General features: G+C 34.6%; 20 protein-coding genes. 18 read left to right on the plus strand and 2 right to left on the minus strand.

Going from position 1 to position 21,322, the window contains the following annotated elements; all coding sequences use genetic code 11:
- The first annotated feature begins 311 nt into the window (after nt 1-311).
- From EQM05_RS02460 to nifJ, 8 genes are all read left to right on the plus strand, one after another.
- Nucleotides 312-809 (plus strand): hypothetical protein, encoded by a 498-nt coding sequence (locus EQM05_RS02460; protein ID WP_128748576.1) that lies wholly within the window; start codon nt 312-314, stop codon nt 807-809.
- 80 nt (nt 810-889) lie between these two features.
- Nucleotides 890-2,284 (plus strand): sigma 54-interacting transcriptional regulator, encoded by a 1,395-nt coding sequence (locus EQM05_RS02465; protein WP_128748577.1) that lies wholly within the window; start codon nt 890-892, stop codon nt 2,282-2,284.
- A 268-nt stretch (nt 2,285-2,552) separates the two neighbouring features.
- A complete protein-coding gene (gene ald / locus EQM05_RS02470; protein ID WP_128748578.1) occupies nt 2,553-3,677 on the plus strand; it encodes an alanine dehydrogenase in 1,125 nt (374 codons plus the stop codon).
- 68 nt (nt 3,678-3,745) lie between these two features.
- Nucleotides 3,746-5,068, plus strand: coding sequence for an amino acid permease (locus EQM05_RS02475; RefSeq protein WP_128748579.1), 1,323 nt, complete (start codon nt 3,746-3,748; stop codon nt 5,066-5,068).
- Nucleotides 5,069-5,196: 128 nt separating this feature from the next.
- Nucleotides 5,197-6,672: an aldehyde dehydrogenase family protein gene (locus EQM05_RS02480; protein WP_128748580.1), complete on the plus strand. Its 1,476-nt coding sequence runs from the start codon at nt 5,197-5,199 to the stop codon at nt 6,670-6,672.
- Between the two features lie 271 nt (nt 6,673-6,943).
- Nucleotides 6,944-8,197, plus strand: coding sequence for a transposase (locus tag EQM05_RS16100; protein ID WP_128748581.1), 1,254 nt, complete (start codon nt 6,944-6,946; stop codon nt 8,195-8,197).
- Nucleotides 8,198-8,427: 230 nt separating this feature from the next.
- Nucleotides 8,428-8,856: a helix-turn-helix domain-containing protein gene (locus EQM05_RS02490; RefSeq protein WP_128751012.1), complete on the plus strand. Its 429-nt coding sequence runs from the start codon at nt 8,428-8,430 to the stop codon at nt 8,854-8,856.
- Between the two features lie 150 nt (nt 8,857-9,006).
- A complete protein-coding gene (gene nifJ, locus EQM05_RS02495) occupies nt 9,007-12,537 on the plus strand; it encodes a pyruvate:ferredoxin (flavodoxin) oxidoreductase (RefSeq protein ID WP_128748582.1) in 3,531 nt (1,176 codons plus the stop codon).
- A gap of 56 nt (nt 12,538-12,593) precedes the next feature.
- On the opposite strand, the gene EQM05_RS02500 is transcribed toward nifJ, so the two are convergent.
- Nucleotides 12,594-12,761 (minus strand): DUF3787 domain-containing protein, encoded by a 168-nt coding sequence (locus EQM05_RS02500; RefSeq protein ID WP_128748583.1) that lies wholly within the window; start codon nt 12,759-12,761, stop codon nt 12,594-12,596.
- 113 nt (nt 12,762-12,874) lie between these two features.
- Complete coding sequence (locus tag EQM05_RS02505) at nt 12,875-13,861, minus strand: DUF346 domain-containing protein (RefSeq protein ID WP_128748584.1); 987 nt, start codon at nt 13,859-13,861, stop codon at nt 12,875-12,877.
- 192 nt (nt 13,862-14,053) lie between these two features.
- Between EQM05_RS02505 and EQM05_RS02510 the strand changes: the two genes are divergently transcribed.
- The 10 genes from EQM05_RS02510 (at nt 14,054) to EQM05_RS02555 (ending at nt 21,314) form a co-directional block, all read left to right on the plus strand.
- The gene (locus EQM05_RS02510; protein ID WP_128748585.1) at nt 14,054-14,398 is read left to right on the plus strand and encodes a DUF192 domain-containing protein; all 345 of its coding nucleotides are present in this window, start codon (nt 14,054-14,056) and stop codon (nt 14,396-14,398) included.
- A gap of 102 nt (nt 14,399-14,500) precedes the next feature.
- On the plus strand, nt 14,501-14,686 hold the full coding sequence (locus EQM05_RS15935; RefSeq protein WP_205694159.1) for a Flp family type IVb pilin: 186 nt from the start codon (nt 14,501-14,503) through the stop codon (nt 14,684-14,686).
- A 69-nt stretch (nt 14,687-14,755) separates the two neighbouring features.
- Entirely contained in the window at nt 14,756-15,274 is a 519-nt protein-coding gene (locus EQM05_RS02520; RefSeq protein WP_128748586.1) for a prepilin peptidase, read from the plus strand.
- Nucleotides 15,271-15,660 carry a TadE/TadG family type IV pilus assembly protein gene (locus EQM05_RS02525; RefSeq protein ID WP_164917171.1) on the plus strand — a complete coding sequence of 130 codons (390 nt, stop codon included), beginning with the start codon at nt 15,271-15,273 and terminating at the stop codon, nt 15,658-15,660. The genes EQM05_RS02520 and EQM05_RS02525 overlap by 4 nt, the downstream gene beginning before the upstream one ends.
- Before the next feature lie 14 nt (nt 15,661-15,674).
- Nucleotides 15,675-16,532, plus strand: coding sequence for a pilus assembly protein TadG-related protein (locus EQM05_RS02530; protein WP_128748588.1), 858 nt, complete (start codon nt 15,675-15,677; stop codon nt 16,530-16,532).
- 8 nt (nt 16,533-16,540) lie between these two features.
- Nucleotides 16,541-17,227 (plus strand): Flp pilus assembly protein CpaB, encoded by a 687-nt coding sequence (cpaB, locus tag EQM05_RS02535; RefSeq protein ID WP_128748589.1) that lies wholly within the window; start codon nt 16,541-16,543, stop codon nt 17,225-17,227.
- Between the two features lie 19 nt (nt 17,228-17,246).
- A complete protein-coding gene (locus EQM05_RS02540) occupies nt 17,247-18,017 on the plus strand; it encodes a P-loop NTPase (protein ID WP_128748590.1) in 771 nt (256 codons plus the stop codon).
- 22 nt (nt 18,018-18,039) lie between these two features.
- Nucleotides 18,040-19,416 (plus strand): CpaF family protein, encoded by a 1,377-nt coding sequence (locus tag EQM05_RS02545; RefSeq protein ID WP_128751013.1) that lies wholly within the window; start codon nt 18,040-18,042, stop codon nt 19,414-19,416.
- Between the two features lie 2 nt (nt 19,417-19,418).
- Nucleotides 19,419-20,393, plus strand: coding sequence for a type II secretion system F family protein (locus EQM05_RS02550; RefSeq protein ID WP_128748591.1), 975 nt, complete (start codon nt 19,419-19,421; stop codon nt 20,391-20,393).
- Between the two features lie 3 nt (nt 20,394-20,396).
- A complete protein-coding gene (locus EQM05_RS02555; protein WP_128748592.1) occupies nt 20,397-21,314 on the plus strand; it encodes a type II secretion system F family protein in 918 nt (305 codons plus the stop codon).
- The last annotated feature ends 8 nt before the right edge of the window (nt 21,315-21,322 follow it).

Here is a 21,322-nt window from a genome sequence, read left to right on the forward strand (position 1 = left end):
TTTATCCACAAGAAAAACAAATTGGTGTAGTGCCGGATATTTTTGTGGATAAGTATAAATCCAGAAAAAAGAATTGTGGATAACATGGCGTTTAAAGAAAATAAGTTGAATTTAGCAGACAGAAACAATTTCACCTTTCAAGGCTGGAAGGAGTTAAAAGTATTTGCGGTCTTGCTTTATATCAAATATAATATAAGGAAGCGTATAATTAATACGCAAGGACTACTAAAAAATTAATTATTTTGATTTGTTTTGGTAATGTATCTGGCATTCATTTATAATTAAATAACAAAAAATAGGGAGATAATAAAATGAAGAAGAAAAGAAAACTAACTGCTATTTGGATTGTAGGCATAATAATGGTATTAATAATAGGGAGCAGTTTATATAAAAACAGTTCTTCTTATATTAGTTCAAACAACTATTTATCAAGTAAGGAAGAAACAGAAAAAAGTGTCGATTCTAAGCAAAATGAAAATGATACTGAATATGGCAAGAGTTTTGATTTCGATAAATTTACAGGTAAGTGGTCTTTAATAGAGTTTACTTCGGATAAAGATACTAAGATAACTATAAATGACGGCACAAAAATTAGTAAAGGTATATTCTATATTGTAGTATTAGATTCAGATTATAATATAATAGCTAAGAAGAATGAATTAAAGGAAAATGGGGATATAGATTTTACTATACCTAAGAGTGGAAAATATATTATTAGAATTGTTGGGAAAAATGCAACGGGTAGTTTTAACATAAAAGTAAGTGCAAATAATAAGATAAGTCTTTCTCATAAAGATTTTTTTAATTAATGCGGTAATATGATAGAATGGTTTTAAGTAGTATTAAACTTGTTATATAGTTATCATCATTTTCCTGGGGGGGGATATTTATGTCTAATAAAACAACATTAAATATGAATCTTGACAGTGTTGATGCTATGATTATAACTGATAGCAATGGGAAAATAATGTATTCAATTAGATACAATCCAAGATTTTGTAATGAAAAAGGCAATATATATAAGGACATTATTAACAAAAATGTTCTGGAAGTTTATCCATCTCTAACACAAGATGAAAGCTCTATTTTTCAATGTATTAAAAATGCAACACCAGTATATAATGAAGGACAGAAATTTTATGATATTTATGGTAATCCATATTTTACTGAAAACCTTGCCATACCAATTATCAGAAGCGGTAAGTTAATGGGTGCCATTGAGCTGTCTAAGGATATAACAAGCATAAAGGATATTGAAATAAATAAATCAATGAATCATAAAGGGAAAAATAAATTCCTTAAAAAAACAACAACTAAATATTCTTTTGATGATATCATAACAGTCAACCATAAGATGAATGAAAATATTGAAAAGGCGAAGATAATTGCAAATTCACCGTCTTCTGTATTAGTTTATGGTGAAACAGGTACAGGGAAAGAATTATTTGTGCAATCCATACACAATTACTCTAATAGGTGTAATAAACCTTTTGTAGCTCAGAATTGTGCAGCTATTCCAGAAACATTATTTGAGTCAATTCTTTTTGGAACAACTGAAGGTGCATATACAGGGGCAATAAATAGGGCAGGCCTATTTGAACAGGCTGATGGAGGAACTCTTTTCCTGGATGAAATTAATTCCATGCCAATTCATTTGCAGGCGAAATTATTAAGAGTCCTGCAGGATTGCAGCATAAGAAGAGTGGGTGATACCAAGGATAAGAAGGTGGATGTTAGAATAATTGCTGCTATGAATGAAGAACCCTTAAAGGCCTTAGCCAGTAAACATATTAGAGAGGATTTGTTTTATAGGCTTGGAGTTGTAACATTTAAGCTTATACCGCTTCGAGAAAGAAAAGAGGACATACCATTATTAGTTAGATATTTTATTAAGTATTATAATGATTTATTTAATAAAAATATAAAAGGTATCACAGATAGCGTTAAGGATTTGTTTTTAAAATATGATTGGCCGGGAAATGTCAGGGAGCTTCAACATGTCATAGAGTCATCAATGAATTTAGTTTCAATTGGAAACATTGAGATATCACACTTACCCATCTATTTTTGCGATCTATCTAGTAAACATCAGGTTAAGACTAATTCTGAAGAAGTAATAAATTTAAGTGCAATGATGAATTCTTTTGAGAAAGATGCCATTAAAAAAGCTTTAAGTATAAGTGAAAGTAATATTTCTAAAGCAGCTGGTATATTGAAAATACCTAGACAAACACTTCAATATAAAATAAAAAAATATAAATTGGAATTAGATGACGAAAATTAGGCACTAATGTCTAAATTTCGGCGGATAAATCTTATATAATCCGGAAAAACTGCTCAATTTTGAGCAGTTTTTTATTATGAATAAAACATACAACCTGTAACCTTTGATATTCCAGGGATGTTGAAAGCTGGCATAGGTTTTGCTTCTAAAGTAATTGAAGGGTTGAAGTAATAATACCTTAATATACACAGAAAGGAGGAAAGATGGGAAACAAAATCATTTTATATAAATTATATTAATAAATTAATTAAAACCGGGGGGTATTAAAATGATAATTGGAGTTCCAAAAGAAATTAAAAATAGTGAATTCAGGGTTGCCATGACACCTGCTGGAGTTAGAGAATTTAAAAAGCATAATCATACTGTATTAATTGAACATGGAGCCGGGCTTGGAAGCAGCATAACTGATAAGGAATACAAGGATGCCGGGGCAGAATTAGTTGATAAGGATGAACTTTTTAAAAGGTCAGAAATGATTTATAAGGTAAAAGAAATTCTCCCTGAAGAATATAAGTATTTAAGAAAGGGGTTAGTTATCTTCACTTATATCCACTCAAATGCTCATGTAGAGGAAACTGATGCACTTCTAGAGAATAAAGTTGTTGGAATTGCATATGAGGATATTGAAGATGAAAATCATAAATTCCCATTGCTTAGACCAATGAGCGAAATAGCTGGAAAAGGCGGAGTTTTAGCAGCATGTCAGTTTATGCAGAAAATTCATGGCGGCAGAGGTTTACTGCTTTCAAAAGTTTATGGGGTTCCTACACCAGAAATTACTGTTATAGGAAGCGGATATGCAGGTATTGGAGCAGCTGAATTAGCAGCAGGCCTTGGGAATAAGGTTACATTACTTGATATTAATTTCGATAAAATGGAACAGGCAAAAGCTCTATTACCAGCAAATGTTGAGTTTTTGTATTCAAATGAGAGCAATATTATTCAGCGCTTGAAAAAAAGTGATGTTATAATAAATTGTGTACTATGGCCAAAATGGAGAAAAGATCATCTTATTTCAAGGGATATGTTAAAATATATGAAGTCAGGTTCAATGATTGTAGATGTTTCATGTGACGATGGCGGTGCTGTTGAAACATGCAGATCAACATCTTATGATAATCCAGTTTATTTTGAGGAAGGAATTATGCACTACTGCGTTGATAATATACCTTCATCATTTTCTAATACATCTACCTATGCATTAACAAGTGCAACATTGCCATATGCACTTGAGATAGCCAATAAAGGATATGATAAAGCATTAATTGAAAACGTTAAACTTAGGAGAGGTCTCACATGCTACTTTGGAGATTTGACTTTGAAAGAGACTGGAGTAAAACAGAACAGACCATATAAGGAACCTGAAGATGTTTTAAAGATCAATCAAAAATAAAAGTAGATATTTCCTCAATATATTGAAATGATTTCTGTAATAAATTCAGAATAGTAAGGAGGAACAATATGGAAGATAAGGGCCTAAAAAGAAACATTAAATTATTTGAGGCTATCCTTTTCGTAGTAGGATTTGTTATTGGCTCAGGAATATTTTTGAAACCTTCAGTTGTTTTGAAGAACACAGGATCTACAGGAGGAGCACTGGCTATTTGGATAATAGGCGGTATAATAACCATTTGTTCTGCATTAACAATTTCTGAAATAGCTGCATATATACCAAAGCTTGGTGGACTATACACCTATTTATCAGAATTGTATGGTGAAGTTTTCGGCTTTTTATACGGCTGGGTAGAAGCAATTATTGCAAGTCCAGGTGGAAGTGCTGCTATGGCTATTGCATTTGCTACATTTGCCACATTCTTTGTGCCATTAACACCTTCTCAGCAAAGGGCTTTAGCCATAATAATGATTATATTAATTGTAACAGCACAAATTATTTCAACAAAATTTGGGATATGGCTGCAATCCATATCAACCATTGGAAAATTAGTCCCAATAGCAGCTATTATTATATTTGGGTTAATAAATGGAACAGCACATGATATAAGTTTTGCTTCAATTGGTGTTACAAAAGGGTCTGGAATTGGTGTTGCTTTACTTGGTGTATTGTGGTCATATGACGGCTGGATAAATACATGTACTTTAGGAGCTGAAGTTGAAAAACCAGAAAAGAATTTACCCATTGCCATTGTTAGCGGAGTTCTTTTTGTAATGGTAGTATATGCATTATTTAATATAGCAATTTTTAATGTACTGCCGGCAGCCAAGGTTATGTCAGCTGATAAAATTGGAGTAGATGTATCAGTTAAGCTCTTCGGCAGCGGGGCTGCTGCTTTCATAACAGCTGGAATGATGATATCTATATTTGGAGCTTTGAATGCACAGATGACCTGCGGAACAAGAGTTGCACTTGCTATGGGGCAGAAAAAGGAGTTACCTGCTGGAAAAGTTTTGGGGGCAATAAATCCAAAATTAAGGACTCCAATGAATGCATTGATTTTCCAAGGTGTACTAGCCATTTTATTCATACTGTCCGGCACATTTAACTCATTAACTGACTTAACAATCTTTGTTATATGGATATTCTTTACTCTGGGTGTATTCGGGATATTTATATTAAGGAAGAAATACCCTAGAAAGCCCGGATTGTACAAAGTACCATTATATCCAATAGTACCTGTCATTGGAATAATTGGAGGATTATATTTAATGTACAGTACTATTAAGGATTCTTTTGGAGGGGCAATGCTAGGATTAGGCCTTACAGCAATTGGACTTCCAGTATATTATTACTGTAAAAAGAAAAAGAGACTAAATGTTAATGACTAGAGTTTAATGCACATCACTATACTTTTTGATACTATATATAAAAAAAGTGCCTACTTGTAAAAGATAGATAAGAATATTAGCATATAATTATATAATAGTAAAATAATTATTATAAGGATGTGTTTAATATGGAAAAACCAATAAATGAGAATTACAAACTTTTTATCGATGGCAAGTGGGTAGATGGAAAAGAAGGAAAGACTTTTAAAACCTACAACCCCGCTAATGGAGAACTTTTAGCTACCTGTGTAGAAGCTGGAAAAGAAGATGTGGATTATGCTGTAGCTTCTGCATGGAAAGCATTTGAAAGCTGGAAGAAAGTAAGCCCTAAGGATCGTGCAGCTATGTTACTTAAGATAGCAGATCTTATTGATGAAAATGCAGAGAAGCTTGCAATGGTAGAGACACTTGACAATGGAAAGCCTATCCGCGAGACAATTGGAATTGATATTCCTTTAAGTTCAGATCACTTCCGTTATTTTGCAAGTGCAATAAGAACAGAAGAAGGACAGGCAACTATGATTGACGATGACACTATGAGTATTATTCTAAGAGAACCTATTGGTGTAGTTGGACAGATTATTCCATGGAACTTCCCTATTCTTATGGGTGCATGGAAGATAGCACCTGCACTGGCAGCTGGTGATTGTATTGTTATAAAGCCATCTTCATCAACTCCATTAAGCATTCTGGAACTGGCAAAGTTATTTGAAAAAGTGCTGCCTGCAGGAGTTGTAAATGTGATTACCGGAAAAGGGTCAGTGGCAGGGCAGTATATGCTTGACCACGAAGGCTTTAGAAAATTAGCATTTACAGGCTCTACGGAAGTTGGTTATAGTGTAGCTGATGCTGCTGCTAAAAAATTGATTCCTGCAACTTTGGAGCTTGGTGGTAAGTCCGCCAATATATATTTCCCTGATGCTCCTTGGGAAAAGGCAATAGAAGGGCTTCAGATGGGAATACTTTTTAATCAGGGTCAGGTATGCAGTGCAGGTTCAAGGGTATTTGTACATGAAGACATATATGATAAGTTCCTTAGCGAGGCAGTGAAAGCCTTTGAGAAAGTTAAGGTTGGACTTCCATGGGAAAAGGATACTTTGATGGGTGCACAGATTAATGAAAGACAATTAGATAAAATTTTAAAATATGTTGATATTGGAGTAAAAGAGGGAGCTAAGCTTGTTACCGGAGGCTACAGAATCACAGAAAATGGTTTGGATAAAGGCGTTTTCATGAAGCCAACAATACTGGCAGATGTTGATAATAAGATGAGAGTAGCCCAGGAAGAGATATTTGGACCTGTAGTTACAATTATCAAGTTTAAAACTGAAGAAGAAGTTATCAAAATGGCTAATGACAGCCAGTATGGTCTTGGAGGCGCAGTCTGGACTAAGGATATAAATCGTGCATTCAGAGTGGCAAGAGGAGTTGAGACAGGCAGAATGTGGATTAATAACTACAATAATCTTCCTGCACATGCTCCATTCGGCGGATACAAAAAGTCTGGCATTGGACGTGAAACTCATAAGATGATTTTAGATAGTTATTCTCAGAAAAAGAATATATTTATAAGTTTAACTGATAAAAAATTTGGGCTGTATTAATAAATCATATAGCATAATGTAAAAAACTAAGGGCATATGTAGGTTTATATAATAAAATCTATATATGTCCTTTTATGTTTATCTATTTTTTCAGAAGTTTAGCACCTAAAAAAGTTTTAGGGCGCAGCCCGCTGATTTATATTGATTTGCTAGTATTTAATAAAAACATTGTAAAATCCGATTTCTACTGGAAATTATAAAAAAAATTTGCATAATAAAAGCATCCTTTTTATAATAGTTTTGCACAACACAATAGAAAGGATGCCTTAAGATGAATAAAAGTTATTTAAAACAAATGCTCACCTATATTAATAAAGTATACGATATAGGTGAAAAAATCAATACCTTAGAGGATAAAAAGATAAAATCTCTAGTAAAAATTTCAACAATCACCTTTGTAGTTTTGTTTGGATTTATGCTTCAAATAAGAAGTTTCAACAGGTTAGAGCATTGGCTTAAAAAAGGTAAATTTAAAAAAGTATTACCTAAAAACACTAAAATGATTCACATTGATGCCGTTAGGCGCTGCTTAAGTGATTTTGATTTGAATGGTTTGAAAAATATTCATGATAGTATAATTAGAACTACGATAAAAAATAAGATATTTAGAAATGGTACCATAGATGGCTTAAAGGTAGTTGCTGTAGATGGTGTAGAATTATTTGAAAGTGCTAAAAAATTTTGTGACAAATGTCTTTCACGAAAGAATAAGGATGGCACTACTCGTCATTTCCACAGATCTGTAGTTTGTACTACCGTAGGTTCGGATCCCCATGTTATTTTAGGACAAGAAATGCTTGAACCTAAGAAAGATAGTTCGAATAAAGATGAAGGTGAAATCACCGGAGGTATAAGATTAATAAAAAAATTATATCGTAAATATCACCATTTTGCCGATATTATAGTAGCTGATGCTTTATATTGTAAATCTACTTGGATAAAAGAAGTCCTTTCAATAGGAATGAATGCAGTAGTAAGAGTTAAAGATGAGCGTCTTCTCATTGTAAAGGATGCATTAGCTCTATTTAAGCGCCGTGAGGCTGATAAGAAATGGATTGTAAAGCAGGGAAGTAAAGACTATACCAAAATTAAAGCTTGGGATGAAGATAATTTTGAAATATCAGATCCGACTATCAAAGTTAGATTTATAAGGTTTATAGAAGAAATTCATACTGGAGATAAGGTAGAAATTAAAGAAGGCTGGATTATAACAACAGACAAATTTGCCTCAGTAGAAACCTTGTGGAAGATAATGCACAAGAGGTGGGATATAGAAAATAATGCCTTTCATCAGCTTAAAACAGAATGGCATTTAGATCATTGCTTTCTTCATAGCCCTACGGGCGTAGAGACAGTACTGATGTTTATAATTATAGCGTTTAATCTGATGCAGTTATATTTTTTTAGATGTATCAGAGGTTTTAGAAAGAAACGGATGCTTCAAATAGATATTATTGAAGATATAAAAGATGAAAGATTTACTATAGATGACAACTGGAATAATCCAATATTTAAAAAGACTTAATATAAAAATAAAATTGGAAATCGATTATTAAAATTTCTTAGGGTAAGGGTAATTATAACTATTTTTTCTACATATCGGTCTGTTGATTTACCAGCCATGTAAGAAAGTACAATAAAATACAATTCCAGTAAAAGTAAATCTTTTACTGGAATTTAGATGCGAAATCTCTGCTATTTTTTAACTTTCCTTTATATTTTTTATGCCTGTGATATAATTCATTTTAAGGGGTGATGCTGCAAATGTCCACTGATAATATACTCTGCAATGAACCGCTGCACGAAGAATGCTACATGAAAGATCAATGCCTAAGGTATGAAATATGCCCTATGGTTTTAGTGGAGAAGCTTCTTTCCGGCAAGTGGAAAATATTGATTTTATGGTATTTAAGTTATAAACCATTAAGGTTTAGTGATATTAAAAAAAGACTGCCTCAGGCAACTCAGAAAATGATTACCATGCAGTTAAGGGCTCTTGAGAAAGATAAGCTTATATACAGGAAGGTGTACCCGGTAGTTCCGCCTAAGGTAGAATACGGACTTACAGAAACAGGCAAGGATATTTTACCAATACTTAAAATGATGCATTCCTTTGGCAGCCAGTATTTAAATGATAATCTTCTAAATGAGGATTCAGCTAATACTATTAAAGATATAATTTAAAATAAAAAGTATAAGCAGTAAATTGCATTGCTTATACTTTTTGTATTTCTTCTAAAATTAGTTTTCTGAATAAATTCCCTTATATTCATGTATGATAATTTTTTTATATCAAATAATAATTTCAAATGTTATTTTAAGGAGGACTAATATATGGGAAAAAAGATGAAAACTATGGATGGAAATGAAGCTTGTGCATTTATTTCCTATGCTTTTACAGAAGTTGCTGCTATATTTCCAATAACACCTTCAACTCCAATGGCAGAGGCTGTAGATGAATGGTCTGCCAGAGGTAAAAAGAATATTTTCGGGCAGACAGTTAATGTCAGCGAATTGCAGTCTGAGGCCGGGGCTGCAGGAGCAATGCATGGTTCACTTCAGGCAGGTGCCTTAACCACCACATATACAGCATCACAGGGATTGCTTTTAATGATACCAAACATGTATAAAATGGCTGGAGAGCTGCTTCCAGGAGTTTTTCACGTTACAGCACGTGCCCTGGCTACTCATGCATTATCCATTTTTGGAGATCATCAGGATGTAATGGCCTGCAGATCTACAGGTGTGGCTCTTTTAGCATCCTCAAGTGTGCAGGAGGTTATGGATATTGGAGGTATTGCCCATCTTAGTGCAATTAAATCCAGAGTGCCATTTTTGCACTTTTTTGACGGCTTCAGAACCTCTCATGAAATACAAAAAATTGAATTAATAGATTATGAGGATATTGAAAAACTTGTGGATAAAAATGCAGTAGAACAATTTAGAAAAAGAGCATTGAATCCAGAACACCCTGTAGTACGCGGCACAGCTCAGAATCCTGATATATATTTTCAGGGAAAGGAAGCATCAAATAAATTTTATGATGCAGTTCCTGATATTGTTGAAGAATATATGAAGGAAATTAAAAATATTACTGGAAGGGAATATCACCCATTTGATTATTATGGTGCACAGGATGCTGAGTACATAATTGTAGCTATGGGCTCCGTATGCGATACCATTGATGAAGTTATTGACCATCTTAATGAAAAAGGAGAAAAGGCAGGCAGAATAAAGGTTCATCTTTACAGACCATTCTCTGAAAAATACTTCTTTAATGTATTTCCAAATACAGTTAAGAAGATAGCTGTACTTGACAGGACTAAAGAACCTGGCTCATTAGGTGAACCATTATATCTGGATGTAGCAAAGCTGTTTAATGGAAAACAAAACCCACCTGTGGTTATAGGAGGAAGATATGGATTAGGCTCCAAGGATACCAGACCTTCACATATACTGGCCGTATTTAATAATTTAAAGGGGCAGAATTCAAAGGATCATTTTACTATAGGCATAACAGATGATGTAACAAATACATCTTTACCTGAGGCAGAAGCTATTGAGACTAATCCTGAAGGAACAATAAACTGTAAATTCTGGGGACTTGGTTCAGATGGAACAGTAGGTGCTAATAAATCCGCAATAAAAATCATAGGTGATAATACAAATCTTTATGCTCAGGGGTATTTTTCCTATGACAGTAAAAAATCCGGGGGAACCACTGTTTCTCATCTCAGATTTGGTAAAAATGTTATTAAGTCACCTTATCTGGTTTATGAAACAGATTATATGGCATGCCACAATAAATCCTTTATTTATAACTATGATTTATTAGACGGACTAAAAAAGAATGGTACATTTGTACTTAACTGTCCATGGAAAAAGGAAGACTTAGAAAAATATCTACCGGGAAGATACAAGAGATTCCTGAAAGATAACAATATAAACTTTTATGTTATAGATGCAGTATCCATTGCCAGGGAAATTGGACTTGGCAACAGAGTTAACATGATTATGCAGGCTGCCTTTTTTAAGCTTACTAATGTTATACCTGCTCAAGATGCAGTGAATTATTTAAAGAAATCCATAGAAAAGACTTATGGTAAAAAAGGACAGAACATTGTGGATATGAATAAAGCTGCTGTAGACAGAGGCATATCAGATCTTGTAAAAATAGATATTCCTTCCTCCTGGAGTACAGCAGAGGATGAAGAGGAAAGACAGATTTTTTCCAATGAACCTGATTTCATTAAAAACATTCAAAGACCAATGAATAAACAAAAGGGAGATAAGTTACCTGTAAGCGCATTTAACGGCATAGAAGACGGGACATTTCCTCTCAGCACTGCTTCCTATGAGAAAAGAGGCATTGCAGTAATGCTGCCTCAGTGGCAGATTGATAAATGTATACAATGTAATCAATGCTCCTATGTGTGCCCTCATGCTACCATAAGACCTTTCCTTTTAGATGAAGATGAAGTAAAGGAAGTACCTGAAACCTTTGAAACAAAGAAGGCAGCAGGGAAGGGACTGGAAAGTTATAAGTATAGGATTCAGGTATCACCACTTGACTGCACAGGCTGCGGCAATTGTGCAGATGTATGTCCTGCACCTGGAAAGGCATTAGTAATGACAGCTGCAGAGCATGAGATTGAGGCTCAGGCAAGGAATTGGGAAGCTGCGGGAAAAATAAAAACTAAAGAAAATGCTATGGATAAAAATACACTAAAGGGAAGTCAGTTTGAAATGCCGCTGTTGGAGTTCAATGGAGCTTGTCCTGGATGTGGTGAGACACCATATATTAAACTTATAACACAACTATTTGGAGATAGAATGATGGTTGCAAATGCAACAGGATGTTCATCTATCTGGAGTGCCAGTGCTCCTTCCATCCCTTATACAGTAAATCAGCATGGAAAAGGTCCTGCATGGGCTAATTCATTGTTTGAAGATAATGCTGAATTTGGATATGGAATGTTCCTTGGGGTACGTCAGATAAGAAATAAACTGGCTGATTTAATGAGAGAAGAAATAGCTGCTCCCGGCAGTGAGGATATTAAGGAAGCCTTTAATCAGTGGCTTAAGGTTATGGATGATGGTGAGGCTTCAAAAGCTGCATCTCAAAAGATTATGTATCTTTTAAATCAGCATAATTATTCAGGTAAAAATATTATGAAGGAAATTTTAGAGAAACAGGATTATTTAATAAAGAAATCTCAGTGGATAATAGGCGGAGACGGATGGGCTTATGATATAGGATATGGCGGACTTGACCAGGTTATTGCCTCTGGGGATGATGTAAATATATTCGTAATGGATACAGAGGTTTATTCAAACACAGGAGGACAGTCCTCAAAGTCCACACCTACCGCAGCAGTTGCCAAATTTGCAGCCAGCGGTAAAAAGATAAGAAAGAAAGATTTAGGCATGATGGCCATGAGTTATGGATATGTATATGTAGCTCAGATTGCAATAGGAGCCAATATGAACCATACAATAAAAACCATACTTGAAGCTGAAGCCTATAAGGGACCTTCACTTATAATTGCATATGCGCCATGCATAAACCATGGTATAAAGTCTGGTATGGGAACATCTATTGCAGAGGAGAAAAAAGCTGTAGAGTCAGGCTACTGGCATTTATACAGATACAATCCTATGCTTAGAGAGCAGGGCAAGAACCCATTTACCTTGGATTCAAAGGCACCTACAGCTCCATTCCAGGATTTCATTAAAGGTGAAGTAAGATATACTTCATTACTTAATACATTCCCTGAAAATGCATCTGTTCTATTTGCAGAAGCAGAAAAAAATGCTAAGGAAAGATATGAAAGCTACAAGAGAATGGCTGAACAACAATATTAAAGATAAATAATAATATGGGGACACACCAAAGGTTTCAGGTGTGTCCCCGTTTAACTTTATTTTTCGTTTGTATCTACCCATTTTTTTGCATTTATTACCTGATTCTCACTGGGTATGGCAACATTAGAAATTTCCTTTGCTTCTTTAACATCAGCCCATGCAGCAGTGTTATGATTTTCAATAGGCTGATTATTTGAATTCTTCTTATCCTTGGGTTTAACCATGTTATCACTCCTTTGTTAAAAGATAGCACACTAAAAGTCGTGTCCTTTAACTTATTATGTGAAAGATATTAAATTCTATTATAAAAAATTAAAAGAAGTTAAAAGATTTTATATTAATTTCTCCAGATATGCCACATTGCATTGTTTCTTCCTCTGGCAAATACATCAGTTCTGTTTGGTCCCCAGGATACTGCTGCAGGATCAGAGGTTATATTTCCCCCGAGGCTGCTCCAGGCACTCCAGCGCTTTCCATTCCAGTTTGAAGTAATTAGCTGATTATGGGCTCCCTGAGCAAATACCTCAATTCTGTTAACACCCCTTGAAGAAGCTGCAGGAGCTGAAGATATATTTTGTCCCATGTCCTCCCAGCTGCTCCATCTGGAACCATTCCACCATAAGTGATATAAGATATTGTTTCTTCCTTTGGCAAATACATCAATTCTATTTCGTCCCCAGGAAACTGCAGCAGGAGAAGAAGTCAGAGTGCCTCCAAGGCTCTCCCAATCACTCCATCTGGATCCGTTCCAATACTTATGATAAAGTGCATTGTTTGTACCTCTAACAAAAGTATCTATTCTGTTAGAACCCCATGAGGAAGCGGCAGGAGCAGAAGCTAGTGTTCCTCCAAGGTTTTCCCAGGTACTCCAGGCTGAGCCATTCCAGAATATGTGCCACATTGCATTATCAGTACCTCTGACAAAAACATCGATCCTGTTATTTCCAAAGGAAACTGCAGCAGGAGCAGAAGTCAATTGGCCTCCAAGGTTCTCCCAGTTACTCCATCTGGAACCATTCCACCATTTATGGTAAAGAGCATTATCAGTGCCTCTCACAAAGGTGTCAAGCCTGTTTGGCCTCCATGATGAAGCTCCAGGACCAGAAGTTAAAACTCCACCAAGGTCTTCCCACTGGCTCCATCTGTTAGTAACAGGACGAGTTGTATCAATTTGAGGAGCTCTAAGGTCATCGTCATAATCATAGTCATCATCATAATCATCTTCATCATCTTCAAAGTCATTTCTCATATGTTTATTATATAACATTGGACAATTTGGTCTGTACATGCAGTAGTTGCAATAAAAATATGGACAAATATACATCTAAAACCTCCTGATATTTTTGCTTTAAAAAGTACTTACCAATTATATTTTATGAATGGAAACTACAATGTGTTACAAGTGAAAATTGGGGACGGTTAACAAATAATTTATGTGTAATAAAAATTTAATACTAATCATAATATTAAGGGACAAATAAAAGAAGGTTAAATTTATTTTATAGTAGGTGATTTCATGTTATTGATAAACAAAGATTACAACACAGTTATATCCCAGAATTTAATTGTGGCAGATACCTATTTTAAAAGGCTTAAAGGACTTATGTTTACAAAGGAGCTTCCTACGCAAAATGCCCTGCAGATTATTCCCTGTAGCGAAATACACACCTTTTTTATGAATTACAGCATTGATGTTTTATACCTTGATGGTAATAACAGTATTGTATATATGGATGAAAAGCTGAAGCCTGGTAAAGTAGGAAAGTATGTAAAGGGTGCAAAATCAGTAATTGAACTTCCTGAAGGAAAAATAAAAGATGCAAATATTAAAGTTGGACAAACTGTTCAATTCACTAAATAATTTTAAAAAAACAGTAATAAAATTAATGAATAAATAATACATATTATGTGTGTATGCATTATAAAAACACATATAAATTAAAATTAAATGGAGGGGTACTTTATGTTAAGTAAAATGAAGAATTTAGTAAAAGAGGAACAAGGGCAAGGGATGACAGAGTATGGACTGCTGTTGGCAGTAGTAGTTGGCGTCGTTGTGGTTGCAATGGGATTATTCAGAAATCAGCTGTATAATCTTTTCATTAGTGTGGGTGATGCCATTGCCAGAGCTGTTGAAGCAGCTAGATAAAGCTGAAATTATTTATTGAATCTTTAAAGGCTCTGCCATACTGCAGGGCCTTTAAAACAAGGAGGAGCCATGTTACTTGATGGTATATTGATTTTAGCTTTAACAACATGTTTTATAACAGATATAAAACATCAAAAAATATATAATAAGGTTATTTTTCCTTTTCTTATAGCAGCAGTAATATTAAATACCTGGTTAAGCGGTTTTGCAGGATTTAAATTGTCATTACTTGGTTTTGCAACAGGATTATGTATTCTGTTAATTCCTTATTTTTTGGGAGGCATGGGAGCTGGAGATGTTAAGCTTTTATCTCTTATTGGAGCAGCAAAGGGGAGCATTTTTGTGCTGAATACGGCTATATATATGGCTCTTATTGGAGGAGCCATAGCAATATTAGTAGTAATATTTCAAAGGCAGACCATAAGTTTTATAAAGACATTATTTAAATGGCTCGTTTCATTGGTATGTGGAATTAAATATAAGTTACAATTTCCTAAATCATATTTTTCAAAAAAATACCCCTATGGTACGGCAATTGTCGGAGGTGCAATGATTTGTCTCTTGTTCAAGGGGGCATGGATCATATGAAAAAGAAAAATGGACAGGCAGCTGTAGAAATTGCATTAATGATGCCAATTCTTGTACTTTTATTATGCGGTATTACTGATTTTGGAAGAATACTTTTTGCTGCAAATAATATTAATATGGTAAGCCAGGAAGCAGCAAGGTATGCATCATTTAATCATTTAAATAGTGATGTTACTGCACTTGCAGTAGATAATTGTTCTTTAAGCAATAAAACTAAAAAACTGCATATAAGGATTCAACCAGATGATAGCGAAGCTCCACGTAAATCGGGAACCAATGTAACAGTAATTATTAGTTATGATGTAGATTATATAACTCCATTAATGCAGAGTATAATAGGGAAACCCTTCACAGTCAGCACTTCATCTACAATCCGTGTTGAATAGAGGAGGCAGATATTGTGCAGAAATTGGCAGAGTTTAAAAGTGATCAAAATGGCAGTGGATTAATACTTTGCATTTTTGTTTTGTTTTTTATGCTGGGAGTTGCTGGACTTGTAGTAGATATGAGTATTGCCTATAAGGCAAAAGGAGAGATGAGAAAGGCGGCTAATGCAGCGGCATTATCAGGAGCTCAGGTAATTTTTAATAGTAATGCTTCTATTTCTAATGTAGTTAATGATATTCTAGCTGAAAACCATGAAAAAGATTGTACTTTGGATTTGCAGATAAAGGCTAAGGGTGAAAATAAGGTTACAGTTAAGCTGCGTAAAGATGTTTCACTATATTTTATGAAGATATTTGGTAAAGATACTATACCTATTACAGTAGCCTCTAGTGCAGTGAATGAGCCAGCAGCTGCAATGACTGGAGTTGTTCCTTTGGGGATTAAAGAAGGAACACCTGTAGAGGTTGGCAAGAAATATATTTTAAAAGGTAAAAAAGAAGAAGATAGCCTTGGTTGGTTTGGATTTTTGAATTTGGATGGAAATAAAAATCCACATGATATAGCCGATTTAATTAATAATGGATATCCTGGTGAAATTAAGATTAATCAGATACTAGATAAAACACCTGGAGAAAAAGCATCTGTAGGGAAAAATATAGTACCTAGAATAGCACCTATTATAATATATGAAATGATAGATGAGGGTAAAAATGATTCAATAAAAGTAAAGGGTTTTGCATATTGTAAGATTACAGTGGATGACTCAGATAAAAAAGTTTTCTATGGTGAATTCATTAAAACAGCAGACGTTTCATCTATATCGGGTACAATTAATGATGCTCTAATATATAAATGTAGATTAGTGGAGTAGGTGATCAAATGAAGTCAAAATACATTTTAATAGCAGCCATTATTATGGCAATTATCACAACGGTTTTATTTAGGCAGTATATTGTGGATCTTGATAAGAAATATAAAGAATCACAAAAAATAATATCTGTAGTGGTGCCTAAGGCTGATATTAAAAAAAATCAAATGGTTACAAAGGATATGCTGGAGCTTAAGGACTTTGGTGAAGCTTCTGTACATCCTCAGGCAGTAAAGAAAATAGAGGATATAGCTGGGCAGTATGCTCTGGTGGATATGAAGGCTGGGGAAGTACTTTTTGCCAGCAGGTTCACCAATCAGTTTAAAGAAACTAAGCAGATAACAAGAAAGATAAAGGATGGCTGCAGAGCAGTATCCATTGGTGTAACAGATGTGGAATCAGTTTCAAGTTTAATTAATCCTGAGGACTATGTAGATATCATATCCACCACAGGTGACAAAAATAATCCTCAGACCGTAACACTGCTTACCAATGTAAGAGTGCTGGCGGTGGGAAAGAAAATTACTGAAAAGGGTACAGCTGTAAAAACCACAGATAAATCAGCTCAAAGTGATAAATCAAATGCTGATTATACTTCAGTTACAGTGGAGCTAAAGCCCGAAGATATAGTTAAAATTATCAATGCTGATGAAAAGGGAGACATTAAATTTGTTCTTAGAAGCCAGCTGGCACCTTAAATTATAAGGAGGGGAGCCGATGAACATAGATGAGATTCTTAAAGCTGAAAATAAAAAAGAAAAAGGCAATATGATTGTTTTTGCAAGCGGCAAAGGGGGAGTAGGGAAAACTGTAATTTCTGTAAATACTGCTGCTGCACTAGCAGATATGGGGTTCTCCACCTGCATTATGGATGGGAATTTTCAATTTGGAGATGTAAATCTTGCCATGGATATACAGCCTTCCTTTACCATAAGCGATTTGGTGCATGAAATGGATACTGCTGAGAATATAAAAATTTCATATTACCTTGATAAACACAGCAGCGGGGCAGATGTGTTATCCTCACCAATAAATCCTGAGCAGGGTGATTTAATAAAGCCCTGCCACATTAAAAGTATTTGCAGTAAGATTTTAGAAAAACATGATTTTTTAATTGTGGATATGCCTGCAGGACTTAGTGAAAATAATTTAACCTTTATGGATATAGCCCAAAATATTTTCGTGGTTACAGATACCAGCTTTGCTTCAATAAAGAATGCAAAAACATTTTTAAGGACAGTAAGCATACTAAAAATGGATAACAAGACCGGTGTTATTATTAATCGCAGCGATGCACAGGGTATTATAAAAGCAGGGGATGTGCAAAATATGCTGGATGTAAGGTATGCTGATTTTATATGCAACAATTCAAAAATAGTATCTAAATCCTATGCCATGGGTATTCCTTTTGTAATAGATAAGCCTAAGGAAAGAATAACCAGGGACATTAAACAGCTGGCTGTGAAATTATCAGGAGGCATAAAATAAAATATAAATGGGGAACGATAATATGGGGTTACTTAACAGAATAAATAACTCACAAAAGGTTCAAGAAGATAGAGAAAATAATCAGATAGAAAAAAAAGATATTTTTAATGATAGTATAATAGAAAAACACCAGTCTACAGTTGTCAGCAGAGAAAGAGAATTAAAGCGCCAGGTTCAAAGAAAGATAATGGAACAGTTTGGGAATGTGCAGGATATAGATAAAGTAGTTTCTCAAATTGAACCTATTACCCTGGAAATTATAAAAAAGGATCAGGAAAATTTCAGACGTGTGAATACGAAAAAGATAGTACAGGAAATTATAAATGATATAACAGGATACGGTCCTATTAATCCCCTTCTTCAGGACCCTGAAATAACAGAAGTAATGGTTAATGGCCCTGATATGGTATATGTGGAAAAGGAGGGCAAGCTTCAGTTTACAGATATAAAGTTTAGAGATGATGACCAGGTAATGCAGGTTATCGAAAAAATAGTTTCTCCGCTGGGAAGAAGAATAGATGAAAGCAGCCCTATGGTAGATGCCAGACTGCCCGATGGCTCCAGAGTCAATGCTATAATTCCCCCGCTATCCTTAAATGGCCCTGTTATTACCATAAGAAAATTTTCAAAGTATCCATACACCATAGAGGATTTAATAAACTTCGGCACACTTTCAAAGGAAATGGCAGTTTTTTTAAATGCCTGCGTAAAGGCAAAAATAAATATATTTATATGCGGGGGAACAAGCTCCGGAAAAACTACTACATTAAATGTATTATCTTCCTTTATTCCAAACAATGAAAGAATAATAACTATTGAGGATGCAGCAGAGCTTCAGCTATCTCAGGAACATGTGATTTCACTGGAATCCAGACCGCCAAATATTGAGGGAAAAGGTGAAGTAACCATAAGAGACCTGGTAATAAATTCTCTTAGAATGAGGCCGGATAGATTAGTGGTAGGAGAGGTAAGAGGAGGAGAGGCACTGGATATGCTTCAGGCAATGAATACAGGGCAGGATGGGTCACTGGCCACAGGCCATTCCAATACTTCCCGTGACATGATTTCACGTCTTGAAACCATGGTATTAATGGCTGGAGTGGATCTTCCTGTAAGAGCAATAAGACAGCAGATTGCAGGTGCCATAAGTTTAATTGTAGAACAGACAAGATTTAAGGATGGCACCAGAAAAATTGTAAATATCACTGAGGTTAGGGGCATGGAAGGCGATGCAATAGTGCTTCAGGATATTTTTAAATTTAAGCAGAAAAAAATTGATGTTAATGGGAAAGTAGTTGGAGATTTTGTCCCAACAGGAGTGAGACCTAAATTTTATGATGATTTTCAGGCATATGGTATACAGGTTCCTGCTTCTATTTTTAACCCAGAGGGGTGGTAAAGTTGGCTAATATTATAACCGTTTTTTGGTTTATATCCATATTCATGCTTGTTACAGGCATATTATACTGCCTTGTGCTTAGAAATAAAAATTTAGAAAAAAGGATAAATTACTATCTTGATATTAAGGAAAAATATAAAAAAGGAAGTAAACCTTATAATAGTGAGCAGAACTTTTTAATAAAATGCAATGAATTTATCAGGAAGACTCTTAAAAGAATGCTTCCAGGTGAAAATCAGCATAAAATAAATAAAATGCTTATAAGTGCAGGTGTAAATTTAAAACCTGAGGAATATGTAATGCTTAAGTGGTTTATGGCATTTATAACGGGAGCTATTGTATATCTGTTTGTGAAGATAAAATTACTTTGTATTATAGGTGCTGTATTTGGATATATATATCCAGGAATATGGCTTAAAAATAAAAGAAAACTCAGACTGCAGAAATTTAATGATGCTCTGCCTGATATGATAAACACCATAATAAGCTCACTGAAATCAGGCTTCAGCATAGGCCAGGCTATGAAAACCGTAGCTGAAGAAAGCGAAAGACCTGTAAAGGATGAAATCAATGTACTGCTAAATGAACTGAATTATGGCATTACCATGGATGAGGCATTAGACAATTTAAATAACAGAATGCCCAGTGTAGATTTAGATCTTATGGTAAGGGCTATATTAATTCAAAGACAGGTGGGAGGAAATTTATCCAGCATACTTGAGACAATTGCAAATACCATAATGGAAAGAAAAAGGCTGGAAAGAAGAGTTAGAACACTTACTGCACAAGGAAGACTTTCTGGAAAAATTATAGGAGTACTTCCCTTTTTGTTTGGTTTATTTATTTATTTAATAAATCCGGAATATATAACGGATTTTCTTGGAAACACCATTGGGAAAATAGCCATTTCAATTGGTATATTATGTGCTCTGGCAGGATATATGATAATCAACAGAATCACAAAAATCGAGGTGTAGAGTATGGTGATATTTTCTTTTCTGGTCACAGCAGCACTTCTTGTATATTATGCAGCAGCTAAAAACTTTGAGGCTGAATACAAGCTTAAGAGCAGAATAGATTCCTTTGTACCTTCAAAGCAAAAGACAGCATGGGAAAAAAAGAACTCTAAATCAGGCATGAAGCAGGCAATGGGATCTTTAATTGATAAACTAAGGGAATATTATAACAGCACACTGCCTTCTAAAAATGAAATAGAACTGCAGAAAAGGCTTCTCCAGGCAGGGAATCCATTAAATATGACCACAGCAGATTATTATATTATAAATACTATTGTAAGAATAGCTGTTCCTTTTTTGTTTGGAGCTTATGGAATACTGCTTGGCTTAAATTTGTTCAAAATCATACTTTTAGCATTAATAGGCTTTCTATTATCTTTTAAGTCTCTGGACTTTTATATCAGAGGCAGAAAAAATAAAAGATATAGAAAAGCTCTTAGAGAGCTTCCGGATTTTCTGGATGTTTTAACTATAAGCGTGGAAGCAGGACTGGGCTTTGATATAGCTTTAAATAAAACTATAGAAAAGGGAAATGGAATACTATGCTCTGAATTTTACACCTGCCTTGAGGAAATGCGGCTTGGAAGAACAAGAAAAGAAGCACTTATTGGTGTAAAGGAGAGACTTGATTTTAGTGAAATGATTTCATTTATAAATAGTATAGTTCAGTCTGAAAGACTTGGAACAGGAATTGTACAGGTGTTAAGGTGTAAATCTGAAGATGAAAGGGACAAAAGAAAACAAAGGGCAGAGGAGACAGCAATGAAAACATCAATAAAAATATTATTTCCACTGTTATTTTTAATTTTTCCAAGCATATTTATTATAGTAATAGGACCTGCTGCACTGCAGCTTATAAAAGCTATTAGTGGTATAAAGTGAAGGTATTG

This window comes from Clostridium sp. JN-9 (genome assembly GCF_004103695.1).
Classification (GTDB): domain Bacteria; phylum Bacillota; class Clostridia; order Clostridiales; family Clostridiaceae; genus JN-9.